At 62.7% G+C, this 8954-nt stretch carries 8 protein-coding genes; all 8 read right to left on the bottom strand.

The window, feature by feature from the left end:
• Positions 1-121: 121 nt before the first annotated feature.
• Genes A2J03_RS10390 through A2J03_RS10355 form a run of 8 tightly spaced genes read right to left on the bottom strand, consistent with a single transcriptional unit; the run spans position 122 to position 8764 of the window.
• A complete protein-coding gene (locus tag A2J03_RS10390) occupies positions 122-1522 on the bottom strand; it encodes an MCE family protein (protein WP_068373077.1) in 1401 nt (466 codons plus the stop codon).
• Positions 1519-2682 carry an MCE family protein gene (locus A2J03_RS10385; protein ID WP_068373074.1) on the bottom strand — a complete coding sequence of 388 codons (1164 nt, stop codon included), beginning with the start codon at positions 2680-2682 and terminating at the stop codon, positions 1519-1521. Before A2J03_RS10385 ends, A2J03_RS10390 begins: the two co-directional genes overlap by 4 nt.
• Positions 2679-3917, bottom strand: coding sequence for an MCE family protein (locus A2J03_RS10380; protein WP_068373071.1), 1239 nt, complete (start codon positions 3915-3917; stop codon positions 2679-2681). Before A2J03_RS10380 ends, A2J03_RS10385 begins: the two co-directional genes overlap by 4 nt.
• Before the next feature lies 1 nt (position 3918).
• Entirely contained in the window at positions 3919-4974 is a 1056-nt protein-coding gene (locus A2J03_RS10375; RefSeq protein WP_068373067.1) for an MCE family protein, read from the bottom strand.
• Entirely contained in the window at positions 4961-5989 is a 1029-nt protein-coding gene (locus A2J03_RS10370; RefSeq protein WP_068373064.1) for an MCE family protein, read from the bottom strand. The genes A2J03_RS10375 and A2J03_RS10370 overlap by 14 nt, the downstream gene beginning before the upstream one ends.
• Positions 5986-7134 (bottom strand): MCE family protein, encoded by a 1149-nt coding sequence (locus A2J03_RS10365; RefSeq protein WP_068373061.1) that lies wholly within the window; start codon positions 7132-7134, stop codon positions 5986-5988. The genes A2J03_RS10370 and A2J03_RS10365 overlap by 4 nt, the downstream gene beginning before the upstream one ends.
• A gap of 2 nt (positions 7135-7136) precedes the next feature.
• Positions 7137-7988, bottom strand: coding sequence for an MlaE family ABC transporter permease (locus A2J03_RS10360; RefSeq protein WP_068373058.1), 852 nt, complete (start codon positions 7986-7988; stop codon positions 7137-7139).
• An 11-nt stretch (positions 7989-7999) separates the two neighbouring features.
• On the bottom strand, positions 8000-8764 hold the full coding sequence (locus A2J03_RS10355) for an MlaE family ABC transporter permease (protein WP_068373055.1): 765 nt from the start codon (positions 8762-8764) through the stop codon (positions 8000-8002).
• Positions 8765-8954 lie beyond the last annotated feature (190 nt).

The following is an 8954-nucleotide window of genomic DNA, read 5'->3' as shown; positions in this document are numbered from 1 at the left end:
ACGTCTGGAAGGGGCAGGTGCACGCTTTCCCGGTGCTCGCCGGAGCTGTGCCGGAGGGCCGCACCGTTCTCGAACTTGCAGTCGCGTTCGCTGCCCGAAACCTCTAGGACTGCACCCCTACTCACCCGACATCCTGCTGCCCCGTCATCAGGCCGGCAATACCGTCGACGCCTCCGAGCGTCGGCTGATGGTACGCCGTGCCGTCGGGTGCGACGTAGGTTCCGGTCTGCGGGTTGTACGGCCTGGCCGCCGAAGCAGGCGCGACACTGCTTTCGCCGCTGGGGATTTCGGTGTACGACGGTTGATCCTGTTCGATGGGTCCCCACGGCGGGTTGTTGCCGAGCGGCACGTATCCCTCTGCGCTGCGGCAGATCTCCGGCGTCGGGGCTCGCCGTCCAGGCACTTCCATACACGGCAAGTTACGAGACCCACGGACGGCAGTGCTGTCGTTCTGGTCGACTTTGCAGAACAGGTCGGCGGGGGTGTCGGGTATCGACATCTCGTTGGGGTCGCGGCGTTGCTCGGGTAGCAGGAAGCCCGTCGTGCACGCGGGAGGATCGTTGACCTCGAGTTGGAAGTCGACGATGGCCCCCTCGTCGGCCGGTCCACTTCCCGCTGCGGTGACAAGTGCAGCCGTGACCGGCGGGTACAGCACCAGAATCTGCTCGATGCCTGCGTTGTAGATAACTCCTACCTCCCCGATGCTGACGAGGTTGGCGACCAGGATCGGGAGCGTCGGACGCAAATTCTGGAACAGTTGGTTCGCCTCGGCTGCCGCTCCGGGGCCCTTCTCGATGATCGCTCGCAGATTCGGATCGCTGGCGCGCAGCTGGTCGGTGAAGGTCGCGAGATTGCTTGTCCACGAGCGTATCGCGTCACTACTGACGACTTGTCCGTCGAGCAACGGGCCGGCTTGATCCAGCAGGATCTTGGTCTGTTCCGAGTTGGCCTGTGCTTCCTGGACGAACAACCGCGCCGAATCGATGAGCTGTTGCAGTTCCGGACCGGTCCCGTTGAACGCCTTGAACGCTTCGTCGACGACTGTCTCGAGCCTGGTATCGGAGATACTCCTCAGCAGCACGTCGGCCTGATCCAACATGGGACCGACGTCCTGCGGCACCGTCGTCCGGTCTTCGGGTATCACGTCCCCGTTCACCAGCGCGGGTCCCGAACTCGTGCGCGGGATCAGATCGACGTATTGCTCACCGATCGCAGATACGCTCTTGACCTGCGCATCCACGTCGGTGGGGATGCGATAGGAACTCTCGATCGACATTTCGGCGTCGACGCCGTCGGGCGTCAGGCGCACCGAACTCACCTCGCCCACCGTGGTGCCGCGGTACGTGACGTTCGCGTGTGGGTACAGACCACCCGTGGTGGGCAGCTGCACGGTGACGCCGTAACGCCCGATGCCGACCAGAGCCGGAGCTCCGACGTACTGCGTCGCCATGACCACAAGCCCGAGGACGGTGAGGATCGAGAAGATGATCAATTGTGCGCGAACGAACTTGGTGAGCATCATGGCGTCGGCACCCCGAGACCGGGAAGGACCGGCAGTTCGATCGGCGGTAGCCCCGGGATCTGCAGCGTCGGCGGAGCCACCGGTGCGAGCAGCGGATCGACTGCCGACGATGCAGTCGGCGCAGCCTGCGTCCCGAGTGCGCCCTCCAGTCCACCCATCCTGCCCGCCAACGGTGTTCCCGTCAGGAAGTTCGCGTCGAGTCGTGGAAGCGACATGTCGATCGTCATGGCCAGATTTGCATAGTCCCCGCGCATGACGTTGTCGATGCCCTCCTGCGGGAATGGGTATGTCAACAGCACCGACAACACGTCGGTGAGTGCGTTACCGGAGTCGGCCAGGGCCTTCAGCACCGGTGTCAGGCTTGCGATGTTGGTCTGCAAGTCCTGCCCCGACGTCTCGATCAGCCGACTCACCACCTCACTCAGATTCCCGAGGGACGAGAACGCAGTGGTGATGTTCTCGCGCTCTGCGATCAGCACGTCGAGCGCCGGCGGGATCTCGTTCAGGGCCCTGGTGAGAGTCGCGTTCTGATTCTGGACGTTCACTGCCAGTCGATCGATGCCGCTCATGGCGTCGATGATGTCCCCGCGTTGCGCATCGAGGCTGGATACGAGTTCGTCGAGTCGCGGCAGCAGGTCACGGACCGAATCCTCGCGTCCGCCGATCGCATTGTTCAGTTCCGTCGTGATGTCCTGGATCTGCGCGAGACCGCCGCCGTTGAGCACCACCGACAGTGAGGACAGTGTCTGCTCGGTCGTGGGATACGCGCCGGCGCGGTCGAGCGGAATCGTATCGCCCGCTTCCAGACGGCCTTCCGGATTCTCGGGTGGCACCAACGCCAGGTGTTGGGAACCGAGCAGCGACGTCTGACCGATCTTGGCCGACACGTTCTCCGGCAGCTCGACTCCTTCGTTCAGCGCGACCGTCACCAGCGCGTGCCAGTCCTGGACCTCGATGCCCGCGACGCTTCCGATGGTGACATCGTCGAGCATGACCGGCGAATTCTGCGACAGCGTAGTGACATTCGGCATCTGGATCTGCACCTGATACGCGTTCTCTCCTCGTCCTTCCGTTCCCGGCAGTGGAAGCGAGTTCAGTCCGTCCCACTGGCAGCCGGCCAACGTAAACACCAACAGTGCAGCGACTATTGTGCGCTTCATCGTCCGCCTCCCAACAGGTCGCCGAGGCTCGGCACCTGAACAGTCGGCATGGCCGGCGCGGGGGCCGGGGCAGGCGCGGGGGCCGCCGGTTCCAATCCCGGCTCGGTGTAGACGATCTGATCGGGATTGGCGTCGGCACCCATGATCGGGTTCGCTAGAAACGCTGGATAGTTGAACACCAAGGAGCTCAGAACCGGTCCGAGATACTGCTTGCACAGATCCGCGCTCCGCTCCGAGGTGGTGTTCTCGATTCCTGCCACGGCACCACACACGAAGTTGATCGGATTGCCGAAGTTGTTCGCCGCAATCGCGCCCGTCAACGTCCCCTGTGCCGGTTGGTAGATGTTGTTGAAGTTGGCCAACGCATTGGGCCCAGCGTGCAGTACCCGCTCGATCTCGGGACGCTTGGTGGTGAGCACCTGGGTGGCGTCGGCGAGCCGCGCGACTCCTTCGACCAGGCCGGCCTGGTTGTCGGCGACGAAGCGTTGCACCTCCCCGATGGCGATGTCGAGATCGGTCATCGCCACACCGAACTCGTCGGAACTCTCGCCGAGCATCTGCGATACCGACGCGAGCCTGCCACCGAACTGGACGATCTGTTCGTTGCTGTTCGAGAGCGCGGTGACGAACGTCTGCAGGTTGCGAATCGTCGCGAACAAGTCGGTGCGTCCGTCGGAGAGCACCCGCATGGTGTCGGACAGTTCCGTCAGCGTGGACCTGAGCGACTCACCGTTGCCGTCTAGGTTCTCGGCGGCCGTGTCGATGAATCGTCCCGCAGGTCCCTGTTCGTCGACACCGTCAGGGCCGAGGGCGGTCGACAGCTTCGTCAATTCGGTCTTGATCTGGTCCCACTCGACCGGAACTGCGGTGCGCTCCAACGGAATGACAGCACCGTCGGCGAGCTCGGGTCCGCCGGCATAGACGGGAGTGATCTGGACGAATCGAGCCGAGACGAGACTCTGCGCGATGATCACCGCCTGTGCATCGGCCGGGATGCTCACGTCGGAGTCGATGTCCATGGTCACCGTCGCGTCGTCGCCCTGTGGGTCGATCGACCGCACCTTTCCGACGTTCACGCCGAGCACTCGAACGTCGTCGCCCGCGTACAGGCCCGTCGTCGAGGAGAACTGTGCGACAACGGTTGTACGCGTCGCGCCCATGTAGACGAAGTAGCCTGCGGTGGCGATGGCAACGACCAGCACGGCGGCCACTGCGGCGATCACGATCTTCTTCATCTCACTCCCCCGGCGGCTTCAGGATCGGTGGTGCATTCTTCGGGAGCAGATCGATGAGCGTGCTGGGCAGTTGCTCCGGCGCGACAACACTGTCGACGACGGTCTTCCACCAAGAACTGGGCAGAATGTTCTGAATGTAGGCGTTGAAGAACGGACCGCTTGCGACGGATTCACCCAACGCGCTGATGTACGGACCGAGACCGTCGAGTGCACCGGCGATGTTGTCGTTGTTCTTCTGCAGCACCGCCACCACGGAGTTCAGCTTCTCGAGCGTCGGTCCGAGCTGTGTCTGATTCTCCTGGACCAACGCCGTCAGCTGTCGCGACACCGCCGAGATGTTGGTGATCAACTGGCTGATCGCGGTGCGGCGACGATCGAGCTCACCGAAGAGTTCGTTGCCGTCGAGTATCAGTTGGTTGATCTGACCGCGGCGATCGGCGAGTATCCCGGTGACGCTCTCGGCCCGTTCGAGTAGGTCCTGCAGGCTTTCGTCGCGAGAGTTGATGCTCTCCGACAGACGGGAAACGCCGTCGAGTGCAGCTTTCAGGTCGGGCGGAGTATCGGCGAAGGTGTCCGACACGACGTTCATCGCATCGCCGAGCTGCTCGGTGTCGAGTTCGGACACGGTGGTTCCGAGATCGCCGAGCGCTTCGGTCAACGAGTACGGCGAATTGGTTCTGCTCGACGGGATCACGTCGTCGATACCGATCGCGCCGGCGCCGGCGGGGGTGACCTTCAGCGACTTGCGACCGAGGATCGTGTTGGTCTTGATGTCCACGCTCGTCGCGTCGCCGAGTTCGATGTCTTCCTGCACCGTGAACTCGACGCGGACCTCCTGCTCGGAGAGGGAGATGTCGTCGACCTTGCCGACGGCGATGCCTGCGACCGTCACAGCGTCGCCGACCATCAGTCCGCCTGCGTCCTCGAACAGTGCCGAGTAGTTCGTACCGCTGGAGAGGAACGGAAGCCTGTCGTACTGCAGCGTCGCGAGCACGATGCAGACCGCGAGCACGATCCCGATGATGCCGACGTGTGCGAAGTTTCTAGTTCTGTCCATTTATGTTTGCACACCTCCCCGTGTCCTGTTTCGCCGTAGGAACGAGAAGCGTCCGACCGTCGGGTCCGGACAGTTTGAACGTGTTGGAGCACAGGTAGAACTGGAAGAAGCTTCCGTACGATCCGACGCGAATGAGCTTCTTGTAGTCGCTCGGCAGTCGCGTCAGCACCTGATCTATGGTGTCCTTGCCCAGATCCAGTTGTGTCGCAGTGCGTCCTGCCTCGGCGATCATCGACTGGATGTCGGGTCGCGATGCTTGCAGAAGACCGGCGAGATCTGCTGCGGCGGAGTCGATCTTGGGTATTGCGGCGCCGATGGGATCACGGTCCTGAGCAAGCCCACTGATGAGCTGCTGCAACGAGTCGATGGTGGTCTCGAACTGTTCTCCCTGACTGTCGATGGTCTCGAGAGTGGTCTCGAGGTTGGTGATGACGTCACCGATCAGTTGATCTCGATCGGCAAGGGTGTTGGTGAACGAATTGGTATTGGCCAGAAGCGATACCAGCGTTCCGCCTTGACCTTGCAGCACGTGCAGCAGTGCCGCCGACAGGTCGTTGACCTGCTGCGGATCGAGCCCCCGCAGCAGGGGCTTGAATCCGCCCAGAAGCATGTCCAGGTCCAGGGCAGGCGATGTCTGCACGACTTCGATGGTCCCACCATCGCCGAGCTCCTCGGTGCCACCGGGTCCTTCGAGTAGTTCCAGGTAGCGGTCGCCGACGAGGTTCTCGTATCGGACCGTCGCGGCCGTGCTCGACAGCAGGCGATACTTCGAATCGACGTCGAAGTCGACCTCGGCGAGGTTTCCGTCCGCGACCTTCACGCCCGACACCGATCCGACGGGCACACCCGCGATGCGGACTTTGTCACCGGACTTCAGCCCCGAGGCGTCGGTGAAGACGGCGTGGTAGCCGTCGGTGCTACCGAATCGGTACTGGCTCAACACCAGCGCCAACGCCCCGAAGACCAGCACCATCACGAGCGCGAAGATGGACAGTTTGACCGTGTTGCTTCTCATGGCCACGCTCCCGCGAACAGGAACTGGAAGATGGTCGGCACGTTGACCGAGGGCTGGGTGGACGGGATGTACGGCTGGGTCCCGGTGTCCGCGACAACGAACGGCGCCGGGCCCTGCTTCGGATCGAAGTCCGGGAGGCCGTAGCAGTTGGGCCCGCCGGACGCAGCGATCTTCGGTAGGTCCTTCTCGACCGTGTACGCCGGATCGCCCAGCAGGAAACTCGAACTCAACTGGATCGACGCATTGTCTCCCGCACCCGCGAGTGGTCCGAACGCGATCCGACCCTTGTTGAGTCCCACGAGGAAACACGTCAGGGCGGGGGAATACTCGTCGAGCAGAGTCGTTGTCGCCGTGAGCGTTCCGAGGGCCGTTACGAGGGGCTGTTCGTTCTCGGTCAGAACCTGATTCGCGGTGTCGGCGAGACCCGTGACATTCATCAGCAGCAGGTCCAGGTTCGCCTGCTCGCTGACGATCGTGGCCGAGGTCGTCGTCGCGTTGTCGAGAACGCGCATCAGATCCGGCGTCGAATCCGCGTAGACGTTCGTCACGATGGCCGCAGCCGACAGATCACGTTGCAGCGCAGGAAGAGACGGGTTCATCGTTGCCAAATATGCATCGGTGTCCTCGAGCAGCTCACCCAACTCGTTGCCGCGCCCGCGCAGTGCCGAGGAGACTGCACCGAGAGTTGCGTTCAGTTTCTCCGGTTCGAGCTTCTGGAGCACCTCGGACAGGTGCTGGAACAGAGTGTTGAACTCGACGGTCACACTCTCTGCCGGGATGATGGCACCGGCCTCGATGCTCTGCGCCGACGGGTCGGCGGGAACGAGGAAGTTGACGTACTTGGATCCGAACACCGTGGTGGACTTGATGTCGACTGCGGCATTCGCCGGGATCATCGGCAACATGGCAGGGTCGAGATCGAGGTGTATCTGCGCCTCGCTGCCCTCCTGCGTGATGGATGCGACCCGGCCGACCTCGACACCGCGAAGCTTGACCTTGGCTTGCGGATCCATGACCAGGCCCGCGCGGTCGGAGGTGACGGTGACCGGGACCGTCTCGGTGAACCCGCCACCGAACATCGTCAACGCAATCGCGACGATGGCAACGAGACCGAGAACGAGGCCGGCAGCGGCGAGCTTTTTCATCGCTATCCCGACAGGTTGAAGTTGCCGGAGCTGCCATAGATGGCGAGCGAGATCAACAGGGTCACGGTGACGACGGCGATAAGCGATGCGCGTACCGCATTACCTACTGCAACACCGACTCCGACCGGTCCACCGCTTGCCGTGTAGCCGTAGTAGGTGTGGATCAACATCACGGCAAGAGCCATCACGATCGCTTGCGCAAACGACCACAGAATGTCCGTCGGTATCAAGAAGGTGTCGAAGTAGTGGTCGTACACCCCGGGTGATTGGCCGTAGATCACCACTGTCGCAAAGCGACTCGCGATGAACGAGGCGATCACCGCCAGCGAGTACAGTGGCACGATCGCCACCATCCCTGCCAGTACCCGGGTGCTGACGAGATACGGAATGGACGGAATAGCCATCGATTCGAGTGCGTCGATCTCCTCCGAGACGCGCATCGCGCCGAGCTGAGCCGTCGAACCCGCACCGATCGTGGCGGCCAGTCCGATACCCGCGATGACCGGAGCTGCAATCCGCACGTTGATGAATGCCGCAAAGAATCCGGTGAGCGCTTCGACGCCGATGTTCCCGAGTGAAGAGAATCCCTGAACCGCAATGGTTCCACCGGCGAACAGCGTCAGGAAGCCGACGATGACGACCGTGCCACCGATGACGGCGAGCGCTCCCGACCCCATGCTGATCTCGGCCACGAGTCGCAGCGTTTCCTTCTTGTAGCGCACCGCGGCACGCGGAACGGAACCCAATGCCTGGAGATAGAAGATCGCCTGCTCACCGACACGGTCCGCCGAACGCGACGCGCCGGCGATGCGCCGTCGCGTCAACGGGAATCGACCTGTCGCAGCGAGGGCCATTCAGCGCTCCCTCATCCGGCCGTCAACTTGATACCGACGGCGGTGACGACGACATTGACGACGAACAGCGCCATGAAGGCGAACACGACGGTCTGGTTCACGGCGTCGCCGACGGTCTTCGCGCCGCCCCTGACGTTCAACCCGAGGAAGCATGCGACGAGCCCGGCGATCATTCCGAACAGTCCGGCTTTGACCTGAGACACCATGAGCTCGCCGAACCCGGTGAGCAAGGTGATCCCGCTGACGAACGACCCCGGGTTCACACCCTGCAGGAACACCGAGAACACGAAACCACCCAGGATGCCGATGGTGCACACCAGGCCGTTGAGCAGGAGTGCGATGACGGTGGATGCCAGTACCCGTGGCACGACGAGGCGGTGGATCGGATTGATGCCGAGCACGCGCATCGCGTCGATCTCTTCGCGGATGGTGCGTGCCGCGAGGTCGGCGCAGATGGCCGTCGCACCTGCACCGGCGACGATCAGGACGGTGACGATGGGGCCGACCTGGGTGACCGCGCCGAGGGCGGCGCCCGCCCCGCTGAGGTCGGCTGCCCCTATTTCTCGCAGCAGAATGTTGATGGTGAAGCTGACCAGGACCGTGAACGGGATGGCGACGAGGACAGTCGGCACCATGGAGACGCGGGCGATGAACCAGGCTTGGTCGACGAACTCGCGTCGCTGGAACGGCCGGGAGAATACTGCGCGGAGGGTGTACCACGCCATGTCGAAGAACGCGCCTACCGCACGTAGCGGTACGAGAAGGAGGTCGTTCATCAACCCTCCCCTACTTGTTGCGTGTGACTCAGGTCATATTAACTAGAACAGGTTCGGTAGTCAAAGAATCCGCTTTAGGGCGTTTCTTTTGTTGTTGTTCAACGTATTCGACAACATCATCGGTGTTCACCGAATCCCAAACTAGAACGTGATCTAGTTTTTCGATCGACGACAATGGCCACCCGACGGT

It is taken from the genome of Rhodococcus sp. EPR-157 (assembly GCF_001647195.1).
Lineage (GTDB): Bacteria > Actinomycetota > Actinomycetes > Mycobacteriales > Mycobacteriaceae > Rhodococcoides.
The sequence above is the reverse complement of the archived record's forward strand: the minus strand, read 5'-3'. Positions and strand labels throughout refer to the sequence as shown.

Excerpts from the sequence above, each read along its gene's own strand:
- A2J03_RS10370 (WP_068373064.1), bottom strand. The coding sequence starts at position 5,989 with ATGAGAAGCAACACGGTCAAACTGTCCATCTTCGCGCTCGTGATGGTG.
- A2J03_RS10380 (WP_068373071.1), bottom strand. The coding sequence starts at position 3,917 with ATGAAGAAGATCGTGATCGCCGCAGTGGCCGCCGTGCTGGTCGTTGCC.
- A2J03_RS10375 (WP_068373067.1), bottom strand. The coding sequence starts at position 4,974 with ATGGACAGAACTAGAAACTTCGCACACGTCGGCATCATCGGGATCGTG.
- A2J03_RS10355 (WP_068373055.1), bottom strand. The coding sequence starts at position 8,764 with ATGAACGACCTCCTTCTCGTACCGCTACGTGCGGTAGGCGCGTTCTTC.
- A2J03_RS10390 (WP_068373077.1), bottom strand. The coding sequence starts at position 1,522 with ATGATGCTCACCAAGTTCGTTCGCGCACAATTGATCATCTTCTCGATC.
- A2J03_RS10360 (WP_068373058.1), bottom strand. The coding sequence starts at position 7,988 with ATGGCCCTCGCTGCGACAGGTCGATTCCCGTTGACGCGACGGCGCATC.
- A2J03_RS10365 (WP_068373061.1), bottom strand. The coding sequence starts at position 7,134 with ATGAAAAAGCTCGCCGCTGCCGGCCTCGTTCTCGGTCTCGTTGCCATC.
- A2J03_RS10385 (WP_068373074.1), bottom strand. The coding sequence starts at position 2,682 with ATGAAGCGCACAATAGTCGCTGCACTGTTGGTGTTTACGTTGGCCGGC.